At 45.6% G+C, this 26,711-nt stretch carries 18 protein-coding genes and 2 rRNA genes (1 of these 20 cut by a window edge); 7 read left to right on the top strand and 13 right to left on the bottom strand.

Annotated features, from left to right (window positions below; genetic code table 11):
• Positions 1-454: ribosomal RNA gene (locus RCO84_RS10755) — 23S ribosomal RNA — on the bottom strand; it reaches 2,449 nt to the left of the window's first position.
• A gap of 347 nt (positions 455-801) precedes the next feature.
• Positions 802-2,333: ribosomal RNA gene (locus RCO84_RS10760) — 16S ribosomal RNA — on the bottom strand.
• The 16S and 23S rRNA genes sit together here, the layout of an rRNA operon.
• Before the next feature lie 466 nt (positions 2,334-2,799).
• On the opposite strand from RCO84_RS10760, the gene RCO84_RS10765 reads away from it, so the two are divergent.
• Positions 2,800-3,465, top strand: a complete 666-nt coding sequence (locus RCO84_RS10765; RefSeq protein WP_317585075.1) for a B3/B4 domain-containing protein — start codon at positions 2,800-2,802, stop codon at positions 3,463-3,465.
• Between the two features lie 407 nt (positions 3,466-3,872).
• On the opposite strand, the gene RCO84_RS10770 is transcribed toward RCO84_RS10765, so the two are convergent.
• The 4 genes from RCO84_RS10770 to RCO84_RS10785 all read right to left on the bottom strand — a co-directional run bounded on the left by RCO84_RS10770 (position 3,873) and on the right by RCO84_RS10785 (position 10,407).
• On the bottom strand, positions 3,873-4,433 hold the full coding sequence (locus RCO84_RS10770; protein WP_317585076.1) for a lipid-binding protein: 561 nt from the start codon (positions 4,431-4,433) through the stop codon (positions 3,873-3,875).
• A 29-nt stretch (positions 4,434-4,462) separates the two neighbouring features.
• The gene (locus RCO84_RS10775; RefSeq protein WP_317585077.1) at positions 4,463-6,052 is read right to left on the bottom strand and encodes a SusD/RagB family nutrient-binding outer membrane lipoprotein; all 1,590 of its coding nucleotides are present in this window, start codon (positions 6,050-6,052) and stop codon (positions 4,463-4,465) included.
• 18 nt (positions 6,053-6,070) lie between these two features.
• A complete protein-coding gene (locus RCO84_RS10780; protein WP_287853880.1) occupies positions 6,071-9,232 on the bottom strand; it encodes a SusC/RagA family TonB-linked outer membrane protein in 3,162 nt (1,053 codons plus the stop codon).
• Between the two features lie 383 nt (positions 9,233-9,615).
• Positions 9,616-10,407, bottom strand: coding sequence for a Cof-type HAD-IIB family hydrolase (locus tag RCO84_RS10785; protein WP_317585078.1), 792 nt, complete (start codon positions 10,405-10,407; stop codon positions 9,616-9,618).
• A 222-nt stretch (positions 10,408-10,629) separates the two neighbouring features.
• On the opposite strand from RCO84_RS10785, the gene RCO84_RS10790 reads away from it, so the two are divergent.
• The 5 genes from RCO84_RS10790 to RCO84_RS10810 all read left to right on the top strand — a co-directional run bounded on the left by RCO84_RS10790 (position 10,630) and on the right by RCO84_RS10810 (position 16,736).
• Positions 10,630-11,529 (top strand): FimB/Mfa2 family fimbrial subunit, encoded by a 900-nt coding sequence (locus tag RCO84_RS10790; protein WP_287839222.1) that lies wholly within the window; start codon positions 10,630-10,632, stop codon positions 11,527-11,529.
• A 165-nt stretch (positions 11,530-11,694) separates the two neighbouring features.
• On the top strand, positions 11,695-13,203 hold the full coding sequence (locus RCO84_RS10795) for a TolC family protein (protein WP_317585079.1): 1,509 nt from the start codon (positions 11,695-11,697) through the stop codon (positions 13,201-13,203).
• Between the two features lie 33 nt (positions 13,204-13,236).
• Positions 13,237-14,220, top strand: a complete 984-nt coding sequence (locus tag RCO84_RS10800) for an HlyD family secretion protein (protein WP_317585080.1) — start codon at positions 13,237-13,239, stop codon at positions 14,218-14,220.
• Between the two features lie 90 nt (positions 14,221-14,310).
• On the top strand, positions 14,311-15,474 hold the full coding sequence (locus tag RCO84_RS10805; RefSeq protein WP_317585081.1) for an ABC transporter permease: 1,164 nt from the start codon (positions 14,311-14,313) through the stop codon (positions 15,472-15,474).
• Positions 15,474-16,736 (top strand): ABC transporter permease, encoded by a 1,263-nt coding sequence (locus RCO84_RS10810; RefSeq protein ID WP_144153395.1) that lies wholly within the window; start codon positions 15,474-15,476, stop codon positions 16,734-16,736. The genes RCO84_RS10805 and RCO84_RS10810 overlap by 1 nt, the downstream gene beginning before the upstream one ends.
• A gap of 148 nt (positions 16,737-16,884) precedes the next feature.
• On the opposite strand, the gene RCO84_RS10815 is transcribed toward RCO84_RS10810, so the two are convergent.
• The gene (locus RCO84_RS10815; protein ID WP_317585082.1) at positions 16,885-17,982 is read right to left on the bottom strand and encodes an Mrp/NBP35 family ATP-binding protein; all 1,098 of its coding nucleotides are present in this window, start codon (positions 17,980-17,982) and stop codon (positions 16,885-16,887) included.
• A 168-nt stretch (positions 17,983-18,150) separates the two neighbouring features.
• Here RCO84_RS10815 and RCO84_RS10820 point away from each other — a divergent pair, with 168 nt between their 5' ends.
• Positions 18,151-20,283: a glycosyl hydrolase 115 family protein gene (locus RCO84_RS10820; protein WP_317585083.1), complete on the top strand. Its 2,133-nt coding sequence runs from the start codon at positions 18,151-18,153 to the stop codon at positions 20,281-20,283.
• Positions 20,284-20,745: 462 nt separating this feature from the next.
• Here the strand turns inward: RCO84_RS10820 and RCO84_RS10825 are convergent, their stop codons facing one another.
• The 6 genes from RCO84_RS10825 to RCO84_RS10850 form a co-directional block, all read right to left on the bottom strand.
• Complete coding sequence (locus RCO84_RS10825) at positions 20,746-21,030, bottom strand: DUF2442 domain-containing protein (protein ID WP_228121585.1); 285 nt, start codon at positions 21,028-21,030, stop codon at positions 20,746-20,748.
• Positions 20,969-21,223, bottom strand: coding sequence for a DUF4160 domain-containing protein (locus tag RCO84_RS10830; protein WP_117586454.1), 255 nt, complete (start codon positions 21,221-21,223; stop codon positions 20,969-20,971). Before RCO84_RS10830 ends, RCO84_RS10825 begins: the two co-directional genes overlap by 62 nt.
• 168 nt (positions 21,224-21,391) lie before the next feature.
• Complete coding sequence (locus tag RCO84_RS10835) at positions 21,392-22,408, bottom strand: branched-chain amino acid aminotransferase (RefSeq protein ID WP_144153391.1); 1,017 nt, start codon at positions 22,406-22,408, stop codon at positions 21,392-21,394.
• A gap of 312 nt (positions 22,409-22,720) precedes the next feature.
• A complete protein-coding gene (locus RCO84_RS10840; protein WP_144153389.1) occupies positions 22,721-23,611 on the bottom strand; it encodes a carbohydrate kinase family protein in 891 nt (296 codons plus the stop codon).
• 47 nt (positions 23,612-23,658) lie between these two features.
• Positions 23,659-24,810 carry an MFS transporter gene (locus RCO84_RS10845; RefSeq protein WP_200756991.1) on the bottom strand — a complete coding sequence of 384 codons (1,152 nt, stop codon included), beginning with the start codon at positions 24,808-24,810 and terminating at the stop codon, positions 23,659-23,661.
• Positions 24,811-24,973: 163 nt separating this feature from the next.
• On the bottom strand, positions 24,974-26,692 hold the full coding sequence (locus RCO84_RS10850; protein WP_317585084.1) for a DUF4980 domain-containing protein: 1,719 nt from the start codon (positions 26,690-26,692) through the stop codon (positions 24,974-24,976).
• Between the last annotated feature and the right edge of the window lie 19 nt (positions 26,693-26,711).

Raw genomic sequence — 26,711 nt, forward strand, 5'->3', positions numbered from 1 at the left:
TGGTCCCGGCAGATTCGCGCAGGATTCCTCGTGTCCCGCGTTACTCAGGATACCGCTATGCTGCATCTGGCTTCGTGTACTGGATTATCACCTTCTGTGATGTCACTTTTCCAGAGTACTTCCGCTCACCATTTGCAGTACAATGTCGCGGTCCTACAACCCCGCTGGCGCCTTGCGACGTCAACGGTTTGGGCTGTTCCCCGTTCGCTCGCCACTACTGGGGGAATCATTCATTTATTTTCTCTTCCTGCAGGTACTAAGATGTTTCAGTTCCCTGCGTTAGCTCTAACACTTAGGTAAGCTAGTAACCGTCCTTCAGACGGCTAGGTTGTCCCATTCGGAAATCTCCGGATCAAGGGTTATTTGCACCTACCCGAAGCTTATCGCAGCTTATCACGTCCTTCATCGCCTCCGTGAGCCTAGGCATCCGCCATACGCCCTTTCTTACTTTCTTTACGACTGTATTCTTGTTACTCGTTTCCGAATAACGAATAAGTAGCTCATACTTTCAGCTGTATTCTAACAAAGTGAAATCTCATCTTGCGATTTGATTTACTTTAGTCTGAACTAAAGTTCATTACTTACAGTTTTGCTTGTGTCAATATGTCAAAGATCTTCTTGCCTTAAAGGCATGGTGGAGATTGTGGAGTTGAACCATTTTGCTTGAGCCATCCCTACATATTATATAATGTATAAGGAATCCCAGTCTCCTGTATTTTATGAAACAGATGGTGCGTACAAGAAGAGAAGCGAACTTTTAAATCCAGTTCCTAAATCTTCATAGGAAATTCGTCTCTCCAGAAAGGAGGTGTTCCAGCCGCACCTTCCGGTACGGCTACCTTGTTACGACTTAGCCCCAATTACCAGTTTCGCCCTAGGCCGCTCCTTACGGTCACGGACTTTAGGCGCCCCCGGCTTTCATGGCTTGACGGGCGGTGTGTACAAGGCCCGGGAACGTATTCACCGCGCCATGGCTGATGCGCGATTACTAGCGAATCCAGCTTCGTGGGGTCGGGTTGCAGACCCCAGTCCGAACTGAGACAGGCTTTAAGGATTTGATCCATTTTGCAAGGGACCATCTCTCTGTACCTGCCATTGTAACACGTGTGTAGCCCCGGACGTAAGGGCCGTGCTGATTTGACGTCATCCCCACCTTCCTCACACCTTACGGTGGCAGTGTCCCCAGAGTGCCCAGCTTCAACTGATGGCAACTAAGGAGAGGGGTTGCGCTCGTTATGGCACTTAAGCCGACACCTCACGGCACGAGCTGACGACAACCATGCAGCACCTTCACAGAGACCCCGAAGGGCGTCATTGTCTCCAAATCCTTCCTCTGCAATTCAAGCCCGGGTAAGGTTCCTCGCGTATCATCGAATTAAACCACATGTTCCTCCGCTTGTGCGGGCCCCCGTCAATTCCTTTGAGTTTCACCGTTGCCGGCGTACTCCCCAGGTGGGATGCTTAATGCTTTCGCTTGGCCGCTGACCTGTTCAGACCAACAGCGGGCATCCATCGTTTACCGTGCGGACTACCAGGGTATCTAATCCTGTTCGATACCCGCACTTTCGAGCTTCAGCGTCAGTTGCGCTCCAGTGAGCTGCCTTCGCAATCGGAGTTCTTCGTGATATCTAAGCATTTCACCGCTACACCACGAATTCCGCCCACTTTGTGCGTACTCAAGGAAACCAGTTCGCGCTGCAGTGCAGACGTTGAGCGTCTACATTTCACAACACGCTTAATCTCCGGCCTACGCTCCCTTTAAACCCAATAAATCCGGATAACGCCCGGACCTTCCGTATTACCGCGGCTGCTGGCACGGAATTAGCCGGTCCTTATTCATAAGGTACATGCAAAAGGAGTCACGACTCCCACTTTATTCCCTTATAAAAGCAGTTTACAACCCATAGGGCCGTCTTCCTGCACGCTACTTGGCTGGTTCAGGCTCTCGCCCATTGACCAATATTCCTCACTGCTGCCTCCCGTAGGAGTTTGGACCGTGTCTCAGTTCCAATGTGGGGGACCTTCCTCTCAGAACCCCTACTGATCGTTGCCTTGGTGGGCCGTTACCCCGCCAACAAGCTAATCAGACGCATCCCCATCCATCACCGATGAATCTTTAATCTCCTTCAGATGTCTTCCAGAGACGTCATTGGGTATTAGTCTTACTTTCGCAAGGTTATCCCCAAGTGATGGGCAGGTTGGATACGCGTTACTCACCCGTGCGCCGGTCGACGCCTATCGGAAGCAAGCTTCCAATATCGTTTCCCCTCGACTTGCATGTGTTAAGCCTGTAGCCAGCGTTCATCCTGAGCCAGGATCAAACTCTCCATTGTAAAATATCATTTTTACTTTGCTAAACCCGAAAGTATAGCGAAGTGTTTGTTGTCTGTACTTAGGACGAATATCCTTTTCGTTTATTGAAGCTTAGTAAACCTGACTTGTCAATTGCTTGACGGTTCGTTTCTTTTACCCAGTCAACTTTCTTATTTCTAAGAAGTTAACCGCTTCTTGTACTACTTGTCTGTTTATGTAAAATCTTTCAAAGAACTCTTTCTTTAATCGCTAAGAGAAAGTGTATTTCTCAAAAGCGAGTGCAAAAGTACTAACTATTTTTCATTCCACCAAATCTTTTCGCAAAAAAGTTTCATTTTAGTCAAACATTTAACAGTTATAAACATTTAAGTCTTTTTCACACCTTATTATATATATATAAATAGACTGAACTTTTGGCTATTCCAATATTTCTTCGTACTTTTGCCCTACCAATCAGTAAGGTTTAACAGAAAACGGAAATTCATCATGAAAATTATTGTATCAGAAGAAATCGAATCGGTATGTCCCACCTTTGTGGGAGCATGCGTGGAAGCCAATGTGGTAAACACCCCTTATTGTCAGGAACTTTGGGATGAAATCAATACCCTCGGTGAGAAATACAGACAGACGCTGACCACGGAATCCCTGAAAGAGATGAGCGGAATTGCCGCCACCCGAAAGGTGTACCGTGCCTGCGGCAAGGATCCATCTCGCTATCGTCCTGCATCAGAAGCCCTTATCCGCAGAATGCTGAAGGGCAAGGAACTCTACCAGAGAGCTACGCTGGTAGATCTGGTGAATCTGGCGAGCATCGCCTACGGCTACAGCATCGGCGGATTTGATGCAGACAAGTTTGAAGGCGACACCCTGACCCTGGGCGTAGGCAAAGACGGCGAACCATACGAGGGTATCGGCAGAGGCATGATTAATATAGAAGGTCTGCCTGTTTACAGAGACAAGACAGGTGGTGTAGGAACCCCGACCAGCGACAACGAGCGAACCAAAATGAGTATTGACACCACTCATCTAGTGGTTCTCATCAACGGATATGACGGAGACGAACAGCACGTTCGCGAGAATGCCGAATACATTATCCAGCTTCTGAAGAAATATTGCCAGAGTGATGGAGGCAGCTACTTCATCTACAAATAAAATGGTGTGTCATAAGTTTATGATTCACCCTCTTCTATTAGTTGAAAGAGATAGGATATGTTGCTGAAAGAGATAGGATAAGTTGTTGGAAGAGACAGAATAAGTTGTTGGAAGAGATAGGATATGTTGTTGAGACAGTCAGTATCTTCGGTCGCACAACAGCTGTTGTGCGCTTGCATAACAGCTGATATGCGCATGCACAACACCTGTTGTGCATGCGGTAGCCAACTGTTATACACCAACTATTATCCAGACTTATGACACACCCTCATTAACCAAGAAATCTCTATCTTATAAACATAAAAAGGGGACTAGCCACCGCCAGTCCCCTAGACGAGAGAGATATAAGTGTTGACTTGGTCAACAACGAGGCAAATCACTTTGCCTTATATCTTTATTCTACTTATTTATTCTAAATCCTCATCCCAACCTGAATACTTAAAGCCTTTAGCCCTATAATGATAACCAGGCTGATCTGCACGAGAATAAACAATAGTAATTTCATCGGTAATAGTACCAGTCGCAGTCTTGTAAGTATTATGTCCACACTTACCCGACACAGTAATCTTACCTTTAGAAGTTGCAGAGTTTCCAATAAAATTATCCACATCTGTACCACTAAAAATATAATCACTCATATTGATAGACACCTTGGCATTTATTGCCCAATCAGTAGCTGTGCTATAATTACCAATGCGAATCCAAGCTTTATCCTTATCGTAATCTGTTGTATTACTCAAGAAACCAAAAACTCCATCGGAAACCTTGCATATCTCTTCAACATCGGAAGGGTTAGAGTCCCAATATTCCGCATCAGTCTTACTAGGATCGTAACCTTTCTCAATATTCAAAGCATACTGACCTCCTATTGGAGCTATCGGTGTATAATCTATGTCGAAATCCGTACCTTCGGAACAAGCCGAGAACATCATAACAACAAGAGCTAATAAAAAGAATATTTTTTTCATATTTCAGTCTATTTTATAAAAACTAGAATTTACTTTTCCCACCACAACTTTTTGGTGATGTCGTTACCATTCTCCTTGATATACTTCATAGCAGCGGTATTATACAAAGAAGTCGAAGTAGGATAAATTAAGCGCATAGGATAAGCACCTGTCGCCAAGTTTGAAGCACCTGGATCTACCAAGTTACCTAGTTGATAACCATCAGACAAAGTACGCTCCATTGGCTTGTTACTAACTCGTACAGTAACAGCACCCTGAACTTCAGGATATCCTAAACGATTACGAGTAATCCAGCCATCATAAGAATTAGCGCCAGCATAAGTGAGCCAATATTGACGTGCTATACTCTTGAGCATATCTGTTTTATCAAATGCATATACACCATTTACAAAACTTGAGCCATCAAGTCCCCAACGGCTAAAACCAGCAAGAACACCTTTATTATAATACTCCTCTGCTTTATCTGTATTACCTAAACGAGCATAAGCCTCAGCAATCATCAATTCACATTCAGCCTCATTCATCAAGTATACAGGATCATCATAAGCCTGCTTAACACGTGAAGACTGAGAGATAGTAATTACAGACTGAGTACTAGGCTTTGTTCCACAAGGAAGCCCCTCATAGCACTCATCCATATGTGCTATCAACAACTCTGGTGTATTATAGTCTGGATGCGCTTTTTTAGATGCAGCAGTCTGATTATAAAGATAAACTATGCGTGGATCTTTCTTTGCGAGAAGATACTCAACAAAAGTATGACAAGCACGCATATTCTCAGTGGTATTCAACTGACGAATATTAAATTCATATAATGGGTTAGCCTTGTTTGTAGCATCAACCCATGCTGTCCAAGCACAATCCTCTTCCAGCAAGCCGCCCTCAGCCAACAAGTTTTTAATATCCTCTTTATGAGCATCGAAATCCTTCAGATACATTTTCAGTTTCAAGCTCTTGGCAAAGCTGACCCATTTAGCCATACTTCCACCCAAGAAACAGTCTAAAGTACCACCTATAGGATAAGACTTCTCTGACTCTAATGCATCATTATATTTAGCAATAGCCTCATCAAGCATGTTAATAATACCAGGATACACAACAGTCTTACTATCCTCAAATATAGGATTTGGATTGTTATCAATATCCAAAGACTCACTAAACGGAATGTCTCCATAAGAATCGGTCAACACCAGATAGTTATAGGCCATCAATATTTTGGAAACCATCCAATAATTCCATACCTTTGCACCTTCTGCTGAAGCTACAGACAACTTCAAATCCTTCAAAGCATTGGCATAAGTATTATCCCACAAAGGCTTAACTGGAGGATAAGAACTGCTTGTCGTTACCGCATAGTTAGCCAATGTATTATACTGGTTTGTACTATTACCCTGTGTGGCATACTGACACCAGAAATTTCCAGTTAATTGTCCGTAAAGTCCTAAAACTGCAACTGTTGAAGCCTCTGCAGAAGGGAACAGCTGCTTATAAGTAGCTGTTATTGGGTAATCAGGATTGTAGTTGATATCCAAATAACCGGAATCGCTACAAGAAGTAACAGTACCCATTGTCAAGAGGGCTCCCAGCAATGCTGCGCTTAAAAATTTATATCTTTTCATATAAGAAATCTCCTTTAATTAAAATACAACCTTCAAGTTAATACCATAGTTGCGAGTTGATACAGAACCCATTGTCTCACCAAACTCAGAGCTGATATCATTACCAAAGTTAGAAGACTCAGGATCGATATAATTCTGATGCTTAGGAGTAATGAGCAACAAGTTGTGACCAACAAGGCTCAAAGACAACTTCTGCATCTTCAATGCGCTTGTAATTGTCTTAGGGAAATCGTATGTCAAAGCCAACTCACGAAGTTTGAAGTAAGAACGGCTTACAACGAAATCACGACGCACCTCTGGGTTGTAACTATAGTTACCCTGAGCATAATTCATCTGATCTGAACGAACAGGGATATTATTCTCAACATACTGTCCACCAACAACCTTTACAGAATGAGGATAGATAAACGCATCACGCTCATTGAATACTGTCTCTGTAGAGTTACCATTGAAGTGAGTGATATAAGATGTCTCAGAATACATCAATCCACCCTTATGCCAGTCTCCAGTAGCTGCAAGGGTCAAGTTTTTCCACTTTAAGTGTGTGGTGAAGCCCATTACGAAATCAGGCTGAGAAGAACCGAGATAATCATATTCCGTAGAACTTGACTTTAAGAAACCATTGTTGTCTACCACCTTATAGCCATAATACTGACTATTCTTATCTGTCACCTTCTCTGTTGCTGGCAACTTGAAGATACCGATAGGCTCACCAACCTTCAATACGTAAGATACACCACGCATAGAAGAATACAAACTAGTAATTGTAGTACCTACAGGAATGGTATATTCATCAAGACCATCCCAAAGTTCCTTCACCTTGCTCCAGTTTTTTGAGAATGTAGCACCTACGCTCCACTCCCAGTCCTTGGTACGGATAGGGGTAACATTGATCATTGCCTCGACACCCTTGTTCTGAAGCTTACCCACATTACGGGTGTTCGTAGTATAACCTGTCTCAGGCGCCAAAGTAGCTGAGATAATCTGATTCTTGGTTATACGATCATAGTAAGCAACATCGAAACTCAAACGGTTACCGAAGAATGTACCGCTCAAGCCAAGTTCATACTCAGTTGTAATCTCTGGTTTCAAGTTTGTATTTGGCAAACGGTTATATTCTGTCAGACCTAACACACCAGAAATTGGCAAATATGTATAATAAGACTGGAATGGACGATAATATGAATTAGTCATATATACATCAGCATCATTACCAGTCTGACCTATAGCTGCACGAACCTTCAACAAGTCGATCTGCTTGATATTCTTCAATGCAGGAATAGCCTGGTTCAGAAGTACAGATACATTGGCACCGCCATAGAAGAAACTGTTATTACCAACAGGAAGTGTAGAAGACCAGTCGTTACGGGCAGAAAGGTTCAAGAAGGCCCAATCCTTATAACCAAGTTCTACCTGTCCCAAAAGTCCAATCAATCTTCTTTTCCATGAAGTTGCATCAGTAAGAGAATTGGAAATTGTATTATCCAAGGAATTCCATCCAGGAATTTCCAACTGCTCATTATAACCACCTACAGTATCATAGTTTCTCTGGTTCAAGTTCCAACCTAAGGTTGCACCTACCGAGAAATCACCGAAAGTATGATTACCGGTCAGCAAGAGGCTTGCGTCAATCTGTCCACGCTGAGAACGATACTTAGAATAGTAACCCTGGTTACCTACAGTTGTACCATTACCATTTGCCTGATAAGAACCCTCGGTATAAAGAATACGTGGTTCGATGCGCTCGGTCTTATAATTGGTATAATCACCACCGAAACGGCCAATTACCTTGATATCCTTGGTAATATCGTATGACAACTCCAGCTTACCATAAATACGGTCGTCCTGGTAAGTAGAATAGTAGTTATCTACCATATAATATGGGTTGGTAGCATACAATGTATAGTAGTTATCTACATTGTTACGCTCAAGGTTGTAATCCTTCATATCTGTGAAACGAACATCAGAAGCCCCCTGAAGCAACTCCATATACATATCACGAGAACGGCGCATATCCTTGCGAACATAGTTCAGGGACATGTCCAGATGGAATCTGTCGATATTGGCGTAACCACGGAGTGAGAAGGTATTACGATGATATGTATCACCATCATTAGGAGTAATACCATTAGAACTTACATTACCGTAAGATGCAACAATACCTACTTTCTCATCACCATAGCGGAGAGATACGTTGTTATTCCATTCCTTACCTACCTGATAGAAGTCACGGATATTGTTCTTAACATAAGAAAAAGGCTTGGTTAAAGTCTCGCCATTAGAAAGACCGGTAGAACCATACCAGTGCTCACGACCATCGAGACGAGGTCCCCAAGAACCGTTCTCCTCATTAGACCAGGAACCCCAACCTTGACCAAAGAGATTCTGAGTCATTGGCACACGAAGCACATCAGTAAATGTCAAAGAACCATCGTAAGTGATAGAAGCCTTCTTATCACCCTGTGGCTTCTTTGTAGTAATCATAATAACACCATTGGCTGCACGGGAACCATAAAGAGCAGTAGCAGAAGCACCCTTCAATACAGTTACCGATTCAATATCCTCTGGGTTGATGTCGCCTGCACCACTACCAAAGTCAACAGAGTTATCACCCAAACGGTCATTGTTGATAGGCACACCATCAACAATATACAATGGGTTGTTGCTAGAAACAGAAGAAATACCACGAATTACGACTTTCTGAGAGGTACCTGTAACACCACCACCAGAAATCTGCACACCAGCCATCTTACCCTGAAGACCACTCATCAGGGAACCAGACTTAGCCACAGTCAACTCAGAAGCGTTGGCTGTACTGGCAGCATAACCCAAAGTTTTCTCTGAACGTTTCATACCCAAGGCAGTAACAACTACCTCGTCAAGATTTCTTGCATCAGAAGCCAAAATGATCTTCATCTTAGCAGATGCTTTCATAGTTTTTGTCTGCATGCCGAGGTAACTGATTTCCAAGACAGCATCCTTGCTGGCATTAGGAAGCGTAAAATTACCATCGACATCAGTCGCTGTTCCAGTCTTAGTTCCTACAATTCTAACAGATGCGCCAATCACTGGCTCACCATCTTCCTGAGAAATAACCTTACCTGTAACAGTAGTTTGAGCGAGAGCCATTCCTGTTGAAAGAACTAGCCCCCCCATGAGCATGGTCAGTCTTTTTACCATAATTCTCTCTCTTAAAAATTAAACAACTTACAAATATCGGGTACAAAGATACATACTTTTTGCTAATTAAACAAATTTTTAGCAAACAATTTGATATAAAATACCAACTTTATGGTACTTTATGTATATTTTTCGCATATTTTATTACTTTTCGTAAGCAGTTTTAGTATTTATTCCCCCAAAAAGTAAATAACGAGAAGAAACCGGGTACAAAAGGGAAGTTTTAAAAACAGAAAGGCAAACACGCCATTTATCACAATAAATAACATGTTTGCCCTTATTATTTTATTAAAATGAAACTCGCCTATCAAAAAGGCTTCATCAGGATTACACCTTATTATATATAGGAAGTTATGAAAAAAAGAGTCAATAACGCCGGGAATTTAAATCACGCCAAAATGGAGGAGCGCATTCTTAACACCATCTTCATCCACATGAGTCGTAATGTAATCGGCTACCTGCTTGAGATTTTCTCCCGCATTGCCCATCGCAACACCAACACCAGCCTCCCGGATAATGGAAATATCATTGCCGCCATCGCCGAAAGCCATGGTTTCATCTATGTTCAAACCCAGATAATCAGCCATTGCATGCAAGCCCTTGCCCTTATCCGCGTCGGCTGCCGTAATATCCGTAAAGGCAGGATGCCATCTGCCCGAGGTGCAGTTGCTAAGCGTAGGCATCAGGAGCGCCTCCTGCTCTACCGAACAGAAAGGAGTAACCTGCAGAACCTGCTCATCTCCCAGTTCATTCACATCGGTCAGGAAGATTTCACAATCCACCCCCAGTCCCTTGGCAAAGACTTCATAAACCTCGTCAGTATAATGATGGATAGCGAGATGATGCTCTCCTACGACGATTGCCGGATAATCATCACGGTCGGCTGCCTCGATAATCTTCTTTACATCTTCAGGAAGGATGGCGTGCTGGCTCACCACCTTATCGCCAACAAAACAGCGGGCTCCATTGGTGGTGATGTAACCGTCGATGAGATGTTCTATCTGACCGAGGTTGTTGATGATGAGTTGCGGACGACCGGTAGAAATATACACCTCTACCCCATTCTTCTTAGCCTGCTCCAAGGCATCTACCGTGCTCTGCGGAATCTTGTGGGTCTTGAAACTCACCAGGGTGCCGTCAATATCGAAAAACAATGCTTTTATCTTCTTATCCATACCAATATCTTCTATACCTTATTATATATATAATGCAAAATCGGCTCTGTAAGTACAGAAAAACCGATGCAAAAATACGAAAAAACAGATAAATGACAAAAAATATAAAGATTTATTAGATTTTACTTGCATCGAAAAGAGAAAAAACGTATATTTGCCACATCTTTATGCCCAAGGAAACTCCGAGATAACGCATAGAGCAACTAGTAAATAAGAACTATTATGAGTAAGAAGCCCTATCGGTTACTGGCATCCCTGTTGCTGATGCTTGTAGCGACGCTTACTTCATGTGAGAAGTTTTCGATTGACGAAACAACCGGAAAATCACGTGAGGCAAACGCCAATGTAACTATCCATGTGCAGAAAATAGAAGGCACAAGTCTGATGACAACCAAAGCTGCCGACAAGCAGATGGCGCTGGGCGATGTGTGCTCCAGACTGACACTTGCCATCTTTGACGGAGAGGAGAAACTGGAGACGGTGAACCAGCTTTCAACAGACAATGGCTTCGGAACAGCCTATGTAAGTCTTGACGAAGGAGAATACCGACTGGTGGTGATTGCCCATAACGGAAAGGGAAACTGCTCTATCAGCGCACCCGAGAAAGTAAAGTTTGCGAGCAACAAGCTTACCGACACCTTCTATTATTACGGCAGGTTGAGCGTAACGGCAGACGGAGCCACCTCCGACATCAACCTGAGGCGAGCAGTTGGCGCCTTCAAGTTACATATTACCGACGAAACCATTCCCGAAGAAATCAGGAGCATCAAGTTCTATTATACCGGCGGCAGCAGCACCCTGGATGCAACCACCGGATTCGGCTGTGTGAACAGCCGTCAGACCGAGAATTTCAGTATGAAAGATGGCGGCAGAGATTTTACCGTCTACACCTTCCCACATGAAGAAGAGAAGAACATCAAGATGAGTATCAGCTTTCTGGATGCCGATGCAAAGGTGGTAAAGAGTTTTGAAAAAGCCGATTTGAAAATCCATCAGAACAAAACAGCCTATACCGAGATTTCCATTGCTGACGGATTCGGTGGCGGAGACGACAGTACGGGTGGTGGAATAGGCATTACCGTAGACCCTACCTGGGGCGAGACAGAACGGGTGAATTTCTAAGAAACAGACGATTAAGGGATTACGGAAAACCAGAAGGTATGTTCTATTTTTCTACAATGCAATATATTTTTTGATTCTTAAAGATTTGATAAACAAAATTTCTTTGTCATTTAAGAATAATTCCATAAATTTGCATCCAATATTATATAATATTATAAACAAAGGATGAAAAAATATATAACTCTTATCATGCTGATGGGAGCATTGATTCCTGCCGGGGCTCAGGCACAAACGCTGAGCCTTGACAGTTGCCGTGCCATGGCGCTGCGCAACAACAAGCAGCTCAATGCCTCGAAGCTCAAGAAAGACGTGGCGTACAACATGAAGAAATCGGCACGTACCAAATATCTTCCTAAAGTAGATGCTTTAGGCGGTTACGAATGGTTCAGCAGGGAGATTTCGCTGCTGAACGACGGTCAGAAATCAACATTCAGCAATATCGGCTCTACCGTTACCGGAGGAATATCGGGAGGAGCCAGCAATCTGATGAGCCAACTTGTAAGTCAGGGAATGATTACCCCGGAGATAGCGCAGCAGATAGGCGGACTGCTGAATGAGAAACTGGGACCCCTGCAGCAGCAAGGCAATGCGCTGGGAGAGAAACTGGTAGATGCTTTCCGCACCGACACCCGCAATATCTGGGCAGGAAGCGTGATGGTTCGCCAACCTATCTATATGGGTGGAGCCATCATTGCAGCCAACAAGATTGCCGACATCGGAGAGCAGATTGCAGAGAATGATCTCGACCAGCAGACCCAGAGCACGCTCTACAGCATAGACCAGGCTTACTGGCTCGCCGTTTCGCTGAAGCAGAAGCAGAAACTCGCCATCAGCTACCGCGACCTCGTAAAGAAACTGAACGAGGATGTTCATAAGATGATTCAGCAGGGTGTTGCCACCAAGGCAGACGGTCTGAAGGTAGACGTAAAGGTGAACGAGGCTGAGATGCAGATTACTCAGGCTGAAGACGGACTCGCCCTGTCGAAGATGCTGCTCTGTCAGCTCTGCGGCATTCCGATGAACCAGGCAATCACACTTGCCGATGAAGATAAGGAAACCCTGGCTTTATCAGGAACTCCTGTTGACACCGAGCAGCAGAGAGTGGCAGCTCAGGATTCGGCGATGAACACCCGTCCGGAACTCCGCATGCTGCAGAATGCGCTCGACATCTCTAAAGAAGCTACCAATATGGTTCGCGCCATCAATCTGCCTCACGTCATGCTGACAGGTGGCTACATGATTTCGAACCCAAACGTATTCAATGGTTTCCAGAAGAAGTTTACCGGAGTCTGGAACGTAGGCGTGATGGTTCATATTCCGGTATGGAACTGGTTCGACGGCGCCTACAAGGTGAGAGCCGCCAAGGCTGCCAGCAATATCGCCCAGATGAACCTGGATGATACGAGAGAGAAGATTCACCTGCAGATTACCCAAAGCCAGTTTAAGGTAAAGGAAGCCCAGAAGAAGCTCAACATGGCAATGAAGAACATCGCCAGTGCAGATGAGAACCTGAGATGCGCCAACCTCGGTTTCAAGGAAGGCGTGATGGAGGTTACCGACGTAATGGCTGCACAGACTGCCTGGCAGAAAGCACAGAGCCAGAAGATTGATGCAGAAATCGACGTGAAGCTGACTCAGGTTGGACTGAACAAGGCGCTCGGTATCCTGCAGTAATAATAATAACAAATTTAAATTCAGATTAAGCAAATGCCTAAGAAATCACAGCATAACAACATATTGCTCGCTGTAATCGGTTTTACAGCAGTAGTCATTCTCGTAGGCGTCATCGGTTTCTTCACCCTGGAACAGAAGGATGACACCATTCAGGGCGAGGTAGAAGTATCAGAATACAGAGTATCCTGCAAACTGCCGGGACGCATAGTAGAGCTCCGCGTTCAGGAAGGTGATTACGTTCATGTGGGCGATACGCTCGCCATCCTCGAAGTGCCGGAAATGAAATCGCAGGAACAGATGCTCCAGGCTACCAACGCTGCAACCGAGGCGATGAAGGACCTGACGGATGCCGGTGCACGCAAGGAGCAGATTCAGGGTGCTTACCAGTTGGTTCAGCAGGCTGAAGCTGCCGCAACCATCGCCAAGAAGACCTACGACCGCATGCAGAACCTCTTCAACGAGGGCGTAATCAGCGGTCAGAAACGAGATGAGGCTTACGCAGCCTACAAGGCTACAGAGGCTCAGGTGGCTGCAGCCAGAAGTCAGTACGATATGGCGAAGAATGGAGCCCGCGAACAGGAGAAGCGCATGGCTGCCAGCAACACCCAGGCTTCGAAGAGCGCTGTAGATGTAGTGAAGAATCTTCTGAAAGAGACCGTTCAGATTGCCCAGTGCGAGGGCGAGGTTAGCAATGTCTATCCTAAGGTAGGCGAGCTGGTAGGCCTCGGCTCTCCTATCATGAGCATCTCTATCATGAGCGATATGTGGGGAACCTTCAATGTTCGCGAAGATCATCTCAAGGGTCTGAACAAGGGCGATGAGTTCACCGCTTACGTTCCAGCCTTCAACAAGGACATCAAGATGAAGGTTTACTACCTGAAAGACCAGGGCTCTTACGCTACCTGGAAGGCAACCAAGGATAATGGCGACTACGACCGCAAGACATTCGAGGTGAAGGCCCGTCCTATCACAAAGATTGAGGGATTGCGCCCGGGAATGTCTTTGATAATTAAGTGAAGAACGAAGAGTGAAGAGTGAAGAATTCAATTGTTTTCAAACAAAAAAAATTATTTTTCATGATGTTCAAAGTTCAACCTTTAAAGTTCTATGTTTAAGAAATTATATCATATAGCCCTCAGAGAATGCGGCATCATGTGGAAGAATCCCATTTATCTCTTCTGCATGGTCATCTTCCCCATCGTGGTGGTAATTTTCTTCACCACGCTGATGAAGGGAGGAGTGCCTACCGACATGCCTGTGGGCATAGTAGATCAGGACAACTCCGCCACATCGCGCCAGCTGGTGCATAAGCTCGATGCCTTCCAGACCACCAAGGTAGTGGCCCATTATGAGAACATGGCAGAGGCAAGACATGCTATCCAGAAGAACGAAATCTACGCCTTCCTGCTGATTCCTGACGGAACGGAGGCAGGCCTGATGGCCCAGAAGCAGCCTAAGATTTCATTCTATTACAGCAGCGTATCGCTGGCAGCCGGCTCCCTGCTCTTCCGCGATCTGAAAACCATCTCTACCCTGGGAGGTGCGGCGGCAGGAATGGCGAAACTTTCGGCGCTGGGAAAGACGAACGATGAAATCATGACCTTCCTGCAGCCTATCGCCGTAGATCTGCACATGATAGGTAACCCATACGCCAACTACAACTATTATCTTTCGAGCGTAATGGTGCCGGGACTCATCATGCTGTTCATCTTCCTGATTACACCTTATTCTATAGGTACGGAACTGAAGTTCAACCGGGCAAGAGACTGGATGCGGATGGCAGGCAACAATCCTTATCTCGCCATTGCGGGTAAGATGCTGCCACAGACGCTCATCTTCCTGAGCATCTTCCTGCTGTTCGAATTCTACATCTATTATGTATTACAGTTTCCTCATCCGGGCGGCGCGCTGCCTATCATCCTGTTAGGCATTCTGAGCGTATTCTCCTGCCAGTGTTTCGGCATCTTTGCCTTCGGACTGATGCCTTCATTGCGCATGTCGATGAGTATCTGTTCGTTGTGGGGCGTGGTGAGTTTCTCCATCTGCGGAGCCACCTATCCGCTCTTCTCGATGGATTCTCCAATCCAGTCTATCGGCCAGCTTTTCCCGATGCGCCACTATTACATGATTTACCAGATGAACATCTTCAATGGTTTCCCTATGGGCGATGCTGTGCTCCACTGGGGTGCAATGGTGCTGTTCTGTGCCCTGCCGATGCTCACTGTCTGGAACATCAAGAAGGCAATGCTAGTATATAAATACCTACCATAATGAAGAAAAGTAGTTTATTATATAAGATTATCAATGGCATCTGGGATATGTGCTACATCTGGAAGACGGAAATGCGCAATGTTTTCCGCGATGAGGGTGTGCTCATCTTCTGCATTCTGGTGCCGCTGGGGTATCCGCTACTCTACTCGTGGATTTACAACAACGAGGTGGTGAGAGAAGTGGATACGGCGATTGTGGACCTGAGCCACAGTCACAGTTCTCGCGAGTTTATCCGCGATTATGATGCTTCACCAGATGCCAAGGCTACCTATTACTGCAACAGTCTGGACGAGGCGAAGGAACTGGTGCGCAGGCAGGCAGTTCACGGAATCCTTTACTTCCCTGCCGACTTCGATACGAAGCTGAACCGAGGCGAACAGGCGCATGTGGGAGTTTACTGCGATATGAGTCTGATGCTGACCTATAAGGCGATTTATCAGACCTCGCAGGCCGTAGCCAGCCACCTCAACTCGGGCATCCAGATAACACAGGCTGGAGGATTTACGGATAGAGACGATGAGATTACCACCGAGCCGCTCGCCTTTGATGAGGTTCCGATATTCAACACGACAGGAGGTTACGGAAATGCCATTCTGCCAGCTGTGCTGGTTCTTATCCTGCAGCAGACGATGCTGCTGGGCATAGGAATGGCAGCGGGAACATCAAGAGAACTCAACAGAAACCGAGAACTCATACCGGTAAGCGAGCATTATGGCGGTATTTTCCGCATTGTTTTCGGCAAGGCATTGGTTTATTTCATGGTTTATGCCGTGATGGGAATGTATCTTACGCTGGTAGTTCCCAAGCTATTCAGTTTTGTAAGTATGGTAACGTGGACAACTATTCTCGGTTTCCTCCTTCCTTACATTCTTTCGTGCGTTTTCTTCGGTCTGATGCTGTCGTGTCTGGTAAGATATCGTGAAAATGTGATGCTTCTGGTGGTATTCACCTCCGTTCCGTTGCTTTTTATGACGGGAGTATCATGGCCATTGAGCAATATTCCGGGCTTTTGGCAAGGATTTGCGTGGGTTTTCCCATCCACTTTCGGCATCCGCGGGTTCCTCAGAATCAGCAGTATGGGTGCTTCGCTTTCAGATATTCTGCCGGAATTCAGAGCACTCTGGATACAAACGGGTGTCTATTTCCTCGCTACCTGCCTGGTTTTCAGGCAGCAACTGCGCTCAGCCAGACTCAAGGCAAACCTTACTGCCGAAGTAGCAGAAGAAGAGGATGAGGTGGAAGAAATCGTGGAGAATGGATAATGTACAATGAATAATTTCGGGGGTGACCATGCAAAAAACAGCTGTTAACTGTTAACCTGTTAACTCCTCTGATAAAAAAAAGCTAGGACTGCTTGAGGGCAATCCTAGCTTTTTATTTTATACCCTTATCAAATAGGATATTTACTACTTAGTGTGTACTAACAATCTTGGTTGGAGCCTTCTCGGCATTTCTGCGGTTCACCACCGTTACAACGCTTTGAGCAAGGCTGAGGAATGCCTGACCGGTAATGGAATCAACCTTGGTAGCAGCAGGCGCACCATCATCACCTCCCTCGCAGATGCTCTGAACGATAGGAATCTGGGCGAGCAGAGGCACATTCATTTCCTTGGCGAGATTCTTGCAACCCTCCTTACCAAAGATATAATACTTGTTCTCAGGCAGCTCGGCAGGCGTAAAGTAAGCCATGTTCTCTATAAGTCCGAGGATAGGCACATTCACCTTATCATTCTGATACATGTCAATACCCTTTCTCGCATCGGCAAGCGCCACCTGCTGAGGCGTACTTACGATAACTGCACCCGTAATGGAAAGCGTCTGGAGCAGCGTAATATGAATATCGCTTGTGCCAGGAGGCGTATCGAGGATAAAGTAATCCAACTCACCCCAGTCAGCATCAGCAATCAGCTGCTTGAGGGCAGAACAAGCCATTCCGCCGCGCCACAGAGTAGCAGTAGTAGGACTTACGAAGAAACCGATACTCAGGAGCTTCACGCCATATTTCTCGACAGGTTCGATGAGGTCTCTGCCGTCCTTGTGAACAGAATAAGGACGCTCCTCCTCCACACCGAACATCTTAGGCATGGAAGGACCGAAGATATCCGTATCGAGCAAGCCTACCTTATAGCCCAACTTAGCCAGGGCAATAGCGAGATTGGCAGAAACGGTGCTCTTGCCTACTCCCCCCTTACCAGAGCTTACAGCGATGACGTTCTTCACCTGTGGCAGCATCTTTCCCACCTCAGGACGAGGAGCCGACTTGAACTCAGTAACGATTTCCACCTCTACATCTTTCGAAATATGATAATGGATGGCAGCCTCAGCCGCCTTCACCGTACTCTTGAGGAAAGGATCCGTATCACGAGGAAAGAGAAGAACCACCTTCACCTTCATACCATTGATGCTAGGCGTATCTGCCAGCATCTCGCTCTCTATGAGGTTCTTCTTGGTGCCTGGATAAATCACCGTAGCAAGCGCCTCTTCAATCAATTTTGGATATAATGTCATAATTTTTAATTTTATCTTCTGCAAAAGTAACAATAAATAATGTAATAAGCAAATAAAAACTAAATAATTTCAGATATTAAACACTTTTATGTATCTTTGCAAATTGCAGAAATGTGTAGTTTCAGCAAAAAGCGAATCTACAACCGAACAGACAAAAACGGAAGAAAAATGAAATATAAAAAGATTATATTAGGCGTTGCCTTGGCTCTGGCCTGCTTCTCTAGCCTGAATGCCAACGCGCTGACCGAAACCAAAGTGAAGAAGACGGAAACTCAGACCGCAGCACCCAACGTTTACTGGACCGACGGCTACGGAAGAGTATCTTATACCACCAACTCTATCATTTCGCCGGTAGTAAAAATTGCCCTCAAGGAGTTTGCGGGCGATATGAAAGCCGTAACCGGATTCGATGCGAAAGAAAAATCAGGTGCTCCGATACAGATTTACCAGCTCGACCAGCTCACCAACAAGGAGTTTTCGGCAGTAGAAAAACTCGGTGCGCCGCTGCATCTTATTATCACCGCAAAGGATGCTTTCTACATCGGTACGAGGAAAGGGAAACTCATCGTTATCGGAAGCAACGCCCGCGGAACGGCTTACGCCATCATGAAACTCTCTGAGCTGGCTGGCGTTTCGCCTCTGGCGGCATGGAACGACTTGCAGCCTGCACAGCGCAAGAGTCTCTACACACCCGTAGACCAGCAGTGGATAGAGGTTCCGAGAATAGAATTCAGAGGACTTGCCCTGAACAACAGCCAGTGGATGAAACCGCAGAACTACAGCCGCATCGCCCGATTGATGCTGCGCCTGAGAGCCAATACGCTGTGGCAGGTAGACGGCAAACACGAGGCTGCTTACAACAAGGCTGTGGTAGACAGTTTCGACATCTGCGTGGCGGAAAACTACAAGGTGACGGAGTTTGTGGGCAAGAAGCACAAGAAGAAACACCGCCAAACCATCGAGAATGTGAAGTTGGTATGCTCAGATGCACAGATGGAGATGAGCAATCTCTCGCCGGGCCTGCTGCTCGAAATGCTCAACAGCAAGGATTATCTGGAGAGCAAGAATGCCCAGCGCGGCAAATCACACCGTTCTGAGGCTCACAACGACGAAGACTGTGCCTGGATAGCCAACATTACCAATCCGAAACAGTCAACCTTCCAGCTAGCCATGATGATGAACCTGGCGTGGAATAAAAACGCCCTGAAAGCAGGTTGCAAGACATATATCCAGAACACTCTCAACGCATTCTTTGGCGCCATTACGGGCAAGAAAATCATGCCTCTGATGGAAGAATATTACCGCCTTACCAGCATCCGCCATTCCGCTTATATGGCGATGCCTTACGGCGATACTGAGTTTCATTCAGGCGAATTCGGCAACGAACTGGAGCGTTTTCTCTACCGCTACGACCTGTTGAAGGCGCAGACTGAATCCATCGAACGCATGCTGCCTCAGAACCTGAAAGACGGTTTCTTCGAGGTAGTGAAATATCCGATATTCCTGGCTGCCTTAGTAGCCGAAAAGGAGCTGGAGGCACAGGAAGCAAGATACATCTCCCGTCCGGGACTGTTTAATAAAGACGATGAGGCGAAGGCTGCAGCGGCTGTGAGCATCGATGCTTACAACAAACTGAAGCAGCTCAATGCCTACTATAGTCACATCAGAAACGGCAAATGGAAGGATTTCATTCTTACCAACGGTGCAGAGATGCAGGCTCCGCAGATTCCAGGCACACTCCCAGCTGCCGACATCAAGCGGCTGAAAGCAGATGCCTTCGACCGCAGCAACGATCTCAAGCCGCTCTCTGTAGTTACCGGCGACATCATTGCCAAGAATGCCTACGAATGGAGCGAGGCTACCGAATCGCCGCTTGCCCAGGCTGCCGTAAGAGGAGCCGAGAAGATTACCGTCCGTCCGCTGTTAGGTCACAGCGGCAAGGCTGTGAAATTACCGAAAGGAGCCAGTCTGAGCTATGATTTCTACTGCGACAAGAGCGGTGATGCGCGTTTCACCATCGCCGTTATTCCTTGCTTCCTAAACGCTGTAAAGGATATGAGGGTGAGTGTGAGCATAGACCGTGGCGAACCGGTAATCTGCCAGTTGAAGGAGGTTTACAACTCAAAGGACTGGCAGTTTGACCTGTGGCGCGGCCAGACGCTAAAGAGCTTCTACGTTACGCTGCCTGGTGGCAGCCACAACGTAACCATCAAGGCTTTAGACGATAATGTGATGATTGACCAGTGGGTTCTGGATTACGATGTAGACAGAGAATATTACGTATTCCCAGTTGCAAAATAAGAGGCTTTTCTGCAGTTTTTCAGGCTTAAATGAAGACCAGGCTGAGGCATAAATGAAGACCGGGCTGTGGCATAAATGATGGCGGGGCAGAGGCTTAAATGAGGGCTGTCATGAGGTTTTTACGTAGTTTTTCATGAGGCTTTTATGATGCTGAAATGTGTTAAAAATACTAACTCATAGCTTCTTCCCCTGCAACTCTATGACTTATGCCCCGCAAAGCACAGAGACGGGGGAAAAAGAGCGAGGGGTTAACAGGTTAACAGTTAACACCCCAAAAATGCATGGTTCCCCCCACACACATATAAAAATAAGTATATATATATATTATAATAAGGTACGCGCGAGGGGAGTATCGAAAAAACAGCTGTTAACTGTTAACTCTGTTAACCCCCAGGCATAAAAAGGCAGAAAGCCTCTCAGCAAAACGATGCTGAGAGGCTTCTGCCTTTTTTATTTGAGACTCTATAAAACTTCCATTTCATTTCTCTTCATAATAAGAGGATAACGCTCAGGATGCTTTAAACTCTCTATTTCTAAATCTACATCCAGTTTAGGCCACTCAATGGCATTTCTTCCACTCATCTGCACATCAAGAGCATCAGAAATACATGCATTCTTCATCCAAGGAATCCGATTATAAGATATGAAATAATCGTTTCCTTTCACAGAAAGCATAATGCCTTTATCATTTATCATCAAGACGCTTACCTGTGTGTCTTGCGAATTTGATTTTAAAATCGTCTCCATAATCTTTAAGTATTTTTTCTATAAAACTTAATTCTTTTGTATTGAATCCGAAATTTTCTGCTAGTTCAATATTGGGTTCAAGCCAATACTTAGCTTCATTTTCGGCCTTAACGACATGAATATGCATTCTCTTTTCCTCATTGGAATAGATCTTGAACACAAAGCCATTTATTTCTTTAAATTTAGGACTCATATCCTCTTTATTTAAGAAGTTATATTTTCTGTGGGCAAAGATACGATATTTTTATGAAACTCCAAGGGAAAAACATAAAAAAAGCACTCCAAGGAGCGAAAACTCCTCAAAGTGCTCTGAACTTACTATTATCTCTTATTGGTTTTTACGCAATAAAGAAGTCATTGATTACTCAATAACTACGGTTGTCCAACCATGCTTGTCCTCAATAGTACCATACTGGATTCCGCGGAGCGTATCATAGAGGTGCTTAGAGATAGGACCTGGCTTCTCGCCGAAGTTGTAGCGCTTGCCTGTATCTAAGTCATCAATGTAGCTGATAGGACTGATTACGGCAGCAGTACCGCAAGCACCAGCCTCTTCGAAAGTATCCAGCTCATCCTCAGGAATCTGACGGCGCTCCACCTTCATACCGAGATCCTCAGCCAACTGCATCAGACTCTTGTTGGTGATAGAAGGGAGGATAGATGTACTCTTAGGAGTAACGTATGTATTATTCTTGATTCCGAAGAAGTTGGCAGCACCACACTCATCCATGTATTTCTTCTCCTTGGCGTCGAGATAGAACTCGCATGCATAACCCTTCTCGTGAGCGATATTGTTGGCTCTGAGGGAAGCAGCATAGTTTCCACCCACCTTATAGATACCTGTTCCGAGAGGAGCAGAGCGGTCGAAATCGCGGATGATGACGTATGGGTTGGTAGAGAATCCACCCTTGAAGTATGGACCCACTGGAGTTACGAAGATGAGGAAGCAATACTCAGTAGCAGGGTGAACACCCACCTGAGCACTTGTACCGATGAGCAGCGGACGGATATAGAGCGTAGCACCACTCTCGTAGGTAGGAATCCACTCCTGGTTGAGGCGAACCACCTTCTTCACCATTTCCTCGAACATCTCTGTAGGCACCTCTGGCATCAGAATGCCGCGACATGTGCTCTGCAAGCGCTTAGCGTTCTCGTCCATACGGAACACGCGCACCTTACCGTCTGGGCAACGATAAGCCTTCAAGCCCTCGAATGCCTCCTGACCATAGTGCAGACAGGTTGCAGCCATGTGCAATTTCAAATACTCATCAGAGCAAACTTCTATTTCGCCCCATTTGCCGTCGCGATAGTAACAGCGAACATTGTAGTCAGTCTGGCGATAGCCAAATGACAAATTAGACCAATCTAAGTCTTTCATAACATCTATATTTTTAATGTTCTACTAATATTTTAGATGCAAAAGTACAAAATAATCTATTAATCTGCAACTCTTTTACAATATTTTTCATGAAAACGTTATCTTTTTATTCATTTCTGCCATTTTGGGGTATTTTTTTACCATTTTAGGGGGTTCTTTTATTCTAATTGAGAGATTGTATTTCTGAAAATGAAAAAGCTGCACCCATTCTTCGCGAACAGGATGCAGCATACCAACTAACATTAACTTTAAATCAACTATTCTTTAAACCTATCATTTTATATTGCTATATAACCAATAGGGGAAGCGAGATTAACGGGTGTATTCCTCAGGAATCTGAGGCATCGCTCCATTCTGGGTACAAACGTAGGCACTTACCTTTACGGCAAGTTCGTGAGCCTCCCGAATACTCTTGCCCTTCAGAATGCTGGCACAGAATGTACCGGTAAAGCTGTCGCCTGCACCTACTGTATCAGCTACCTCAACCTTTGGAGTCTCCTGGAATGACTTCACACCCGGAGCAAAGACATAGCTGCCGTTTACACCGCAGGTCAGCACGAGCATATCGAGATTATACTTGCCGAGAATCAGCCAGCACTTGTTCTCGATATCCAAACCTGGATAACCAAAGAGACGGCCGATGGTAATCAACTCCTCGTCATTGATCTTCAACACATTGCAGCGCTTCAAGCTCTCGGTAATCACCTCAGGAGTATAGAAATTCTGACGGAGATTGATGTCGAAAATCTTCAGACAATCCTCTGGAGTATGGTCGAGGAACGTATAGATGGTCTTGCGGCTAACCTCACTGCGCTGAGCCAGAGAACCCCAGCATACAGCTCCAGCATTGACAGCAATCTCCCTGATATCACTGGTGAACGGGATATTATCCCAAGCTACACCCTGCTTGATATCGTAAGTAGGAACGCCCTCCTTATCAAGCTGCACCTGAACAGTACCGGTAGGATAATCTACCTCAGGCATTACATACTTCAACTTCTTCTCATCGAGAATGCGAAGGGCTGTTTCGCCCAAGGCATCCTTACCCACAGCACTCACGGCTACAGAATGCAAACCATGCTGACCTGCGTGGTAAGCGAAGTTGGCAGGAGCACCGCCGAGTTGAGAACCACTAGGGAGAACGTCAAAGAGGATTTCGCCCAAACCTACACAATATTTTGTATTCAAATTCTTTGTTTCCATAATTACACCTTATTATATACGATATAAACGATTGCGGATGATTTTTATTATAACTTGCGGATATAAGTGAAGAGATAAGCGACTCCCACAGCCATGACAGCCACAGCACCAGCCTGCCCCCAAGTATCGCTGGCAAAGCCCATAATCAAAGGGAAGACGGTACCACCGAAGAGTCCCATGATCATCAGTCCACTCACCTCGTTCTTCTTATCAGGCATGGCAAGAAGTGCCTGAGAGAAAATCATGGAGAACACGTTAGAGTTGCCGTATCCCACGAGGGCGATGGCGATATAAAGCATCATCTTGCTCTCGCCTACCCACATGCCTATCATACTCAGAGCCATCATCACTACGCTGATAACGAAGAAAGTGCGGGTCTTCATCATGCGGAGGAAAACGGTACCGGTGAAGCATCCGATGGTACGGAAGATGAAGTAGAGCGATGTAGCGAAGGCAGCCTCGTTCAGCGTCCATCCCAGACGCTCCATCAGAATTTTAGGAGCTGTGGTATTGGTACCCACATCGATGCCTACATGGCACATGATACCGATGAAGGAAAGCAGCACGATAGGTTTGCCGAGCAACTTGAAGCACTCGCCGAAACCAGACGCCTTACCCTCGTTCTTCTCCTCCTCGATAGGTGTACCAGCCAGGAAGAAGGTAGCTGCGATTCCGATAACCATATAGATTGGGAAGAGGATTCTCCAGCCCAAACCGAAGGTTGGAATACTTGCCATGGCGCCCCACATAGCGATGTATGGAGCCAGGAAGGAAGCTATCGCCTTGACAAACTGACCGAAGGTCAATGTGGATGCCAAGTTCTGACCTGATGTCACCACTGAAACCAGCGGGTTCAGGGAAGTCTGCATCAATGCATTTCCGATGCCCAGCAATGAGAACGACACGAGCATCAGTTCAAAGTTTTCGCCGAAAATGGGCAAAAGAAGTGAGATAACGGTAACGAGCAAAGACAGGAGTACTGTCTTCTTTCTACCTATCTTATTCATCAGGATTCCCGTAGGAACCGAGAAGATGAGAAACCAGAAGAATACCAGCGATGGGAACAGATTGGCTGTTGCATCATTGAGGTTGAGATCTTCCTTTACGTAGTTGGAGGCAATACCTACCAAATCTACAAATCCCATGGCGAAGAAACAGAGCATCACCGGGATGATTGATAACTTTGATGATTTATTCATAATTGTTAGCGTTATTGTTTCTATTTTGCTGGTGCAAAGGTAGCGATAAACGATACTATATATCATAAAATATCGTTCATCGACTACCATTTTTGTTGCATTGTTACATCATTAACACGCTAAGAAACAATAGTGTTATAGATTCAGTTCTTAACAGATGAAGTTACTTGATGTCGTAAATCTGATACTTACCCTTTCCCTTTACAGTAACCTTGTTGTAAGGCTTGCTTGGGAACACGAGATTGGTCATGGACATCTTGCCGTCAGCATCCAGTGCCTCGATGCTGCTCTTGTCGATGAAGATGCGCAGCTGGCTGATCTTGCCGTAGGTTGGAGCTTTGGTGACTGCAGCGAAGTCCTTGCTGAAATCCACCCTACCACTCTTGGTTCTATCCATTGAGAAGGTTTCTGCCTTGGCATCGTAGTTCATCACTACCTTCTCGCCCTTGTCGTTGCTCAAAGTGATAGTAGCATTTCCCTTCAGATTCACAACCATCTCGCAAGATTCTGTGAGTTTCTTGCCAGCCTTCTTGCTTCTTGCTGCTGTCATCTCTGGAGAAGGAACCACGCTGCAATAAGTTTCACCCTTATACTCGAAAAGACCTAAGTCGCGAGGTATTGAATTGCCTGAGCGATACTGCTGGGTTGGAACCTGGTTGGCATACTGCCAGTTGCTCATCCAGGCGATAGCCACGTGGCGACCTTCTGGGGCGTTATCAAAAGTAACTGTAGCGTAATGATCCTTTCCGTAATCCATCCACTTGGTTACCTCTGGCTTGCTGTCGCAAGTAAACTTGTGTCCGTCGAAATCACCTACGAAATACTGGGTTGCTGAACCACCGGATGGACCGCCAGGGTTGATGTTGCAGATGAGCATCCACTTCTCCTTATCAGTGCCACGAACCTTCATTTTCATCAGGTCTGGGCATTCCCAAACACCACCGTGGTTGCCATACTTCTCACCGAAAGAGCTTTCTAGTTTCCAGTCCTTCAAGTTATCGGAAGAATAGATTTCCATGTGCTGACCGGCTGCCAGAATCATATTCCACTTCTTGATGTCCTCGTTCCAGAACATGTGTGGGTCACGGAAGTCTGGCACAGTACTGGTGATAATAGGATTTCCCTCGTATTTTGTAAAGGTCTTGCCATTATCTGTGCTGTAAGCCATGCTCTGTGTCTGGTTCTCACCAGCCGAAGTGTAGAGAGCCACAACAGCACCCTTGCCCAAACCAGCGGTATTATTCTTATCCACAACGGCAGAACCGCTGAAAATGGTACCAATTGCATCTGGCTGGATAGGGGCACCCTGGAACTTCCAATGTACCAAGTCGGTAGATGTAGAATGTCCCCAGGTCATATTCTCCCACTGTGATCCATAAGGATTATACTGGAAATAGAGATTCCAAACACCATCCTTATAGAACATACCATTAGGGTCGTTCATCCATCCGTAAGCAGGAGTGTGATGGAAATCCGGACGATACTGCTCGCGATTCTTCATATCGAAAGTATCAGAGAACTTCATGTTCTCCCAGCAAGTGAGGGCATTCAAACCCTCCTTGCTATAATCGCCGTTTACATGGATATCGAGAGCCAGGCCCTTCAAACCGGCAAACTCATTCATATAGAGAGGCACGTAATAATCTACGTGGTCTTTAGCCAACTTCACATTGAAGGCTTTCACCTGCTTGTTGTCAGCAATCACCTTGATATTTGCCATCTCAGCATTCTCCTGTACAGGGAGCAAGAGACACTTCTGGTTCTGACTCTCCTGGCTGATGCGATAGAGACAGTGATTATTGCTCAAGAAGGAAGCCTGCTGGGCATAACTGGCGGTGAAACCGCAAAGAGCGACAAGCGCTGAAATAAATATCTTTTTCATTGTCTAATTATCTAAAAAT

The sequence above is a fragment of the Segatella copri genome (genome assembly GCF_949820605.1).
Taxonomy (GTDB): Bacteria; Bacteroidota; Bacteroidia; order Bacteroidales; family Bacteroidaceae; genus Prevotella.

Coding starts and splice junctions, on each gene's coding strand:
- RCO84_RS10765 (WP_317585075.1), top strand. CDS start 2,800: ATGAAAATTATTGTATCAGAAGAAATCGAATCGGTATGTCCCACCTTT.
- RCO84_RS10770 (WP_317585076.1), bottom strand. CDS start 4,433: ATGAAAAAAATATTCTTTTTATTAGCTCTTGTTGTTATGATGTTCTCG.
- RCO84_RS10775 (WP_317585077.1), bottom strand. CDS start 6,052: ATGAAAAGATATAAATTTTTAAGCGCAGCATTGCTGGGAGCCCTCTTG.
- RCO84_RS10780 (WP_287853880.1), bottom strand. CDS start 9,232: ATGGTAAAAAGACTGACCATGCTCATGGGGGGGCTAGTTCTTTCAACA.
- RCO84_RS10785 (WP_317585078.1), bottom strand. CDS start 10,407: ATGGATAAGAAGATAAAAGCATTGTTTTTCGATATTGACGGCACCCTG.
- RCO84_RS10790 (WP_287839222.1), top strand. CDS start 10,630: ATGAGTAAGAAGCCCTATCGGTTACTGGCATCCCTGTTGCTGATGCTT.
- RCO84_RS10795 (WP_317585079.1), top strand. CDS start 11,695: ATGAAAAAATATATAACTCTTATCATGCTGATGGGAGCATTGATTCCT.
- RCO84_RS10800 (WP_317585080.1), top strand. CDS start 13,237: ATGCCTAAGAAATCACAGCATAACAACATATTGCTCGCTGTAATCGGT.
- RCO84_RS10805 (WP_317585081.1), top strand. CDS start 14,311: ATGTTTAAGAAATTATATCATATAGCCCTCAGAGAATGCGGCATCATG.
- RCO84_RS10810 (WP_144153395.1), top strand. CDS start 15,474: ATGAAGAAAAGTAGTTTATTATATAAGATTATCAATGGCATCTGGGAT.
- RCO84_RS10815 (WP_317585082.1), bottom strand. CDS start 17,982: ATGACATTATATCCAAAATTGATTGAAGAGGCGCTTGCTACGGTGATT.
- RCO84_RS10820 (WP_317585083.1), top strand. CDS start 18,151: ATGAAATATAAAAAGATTATATTAGGCGTTGCCTTGGCTCTGGCCTGC.
- RCO84_RS10825 (WP_228121585.1), bottom strand. CDS start 21,030: ATGGAGACGATTTTAAAATCAAATTCGCAAGACACACAGGTAAGCGTC.
- RCO84_RS10830 (WP_117586454.1), bottom strand. CDS start 21,223: ATGAGTCCTAAATTTAAAGAAATAAATGGCTTTGTGTTCAAGATCTAT.
- RCO84_RS10835 (WP_144153391.1), bottom strand. CDS start 22,408: ATGAAAGACTTAGATTGGTCTAATTTGTCATTTGGCTATCGCCAGACT.
- RCO84_RS10840 (WP_144153389.1), bottom strand. CDS start 23,611: ATGGAAACAAAGAATTTGAATACAAAATATTGTGTAGGTTTGGGCGAA.
- RCO84_RS10845 (WP_200756991.1), bottom strand. CDS start 24,810: ATGAATAAATCATCAAAGTTATCAATCATCCCGGTGATGCTCTGTTTC.
- RCO84_RS10850 (WP_317585084.1), bottom strand. CDS start 26,692: ATGAAAAAGATATTTATTTCAGCGCTTGTCGCTCTTTGCGGTTTCACC.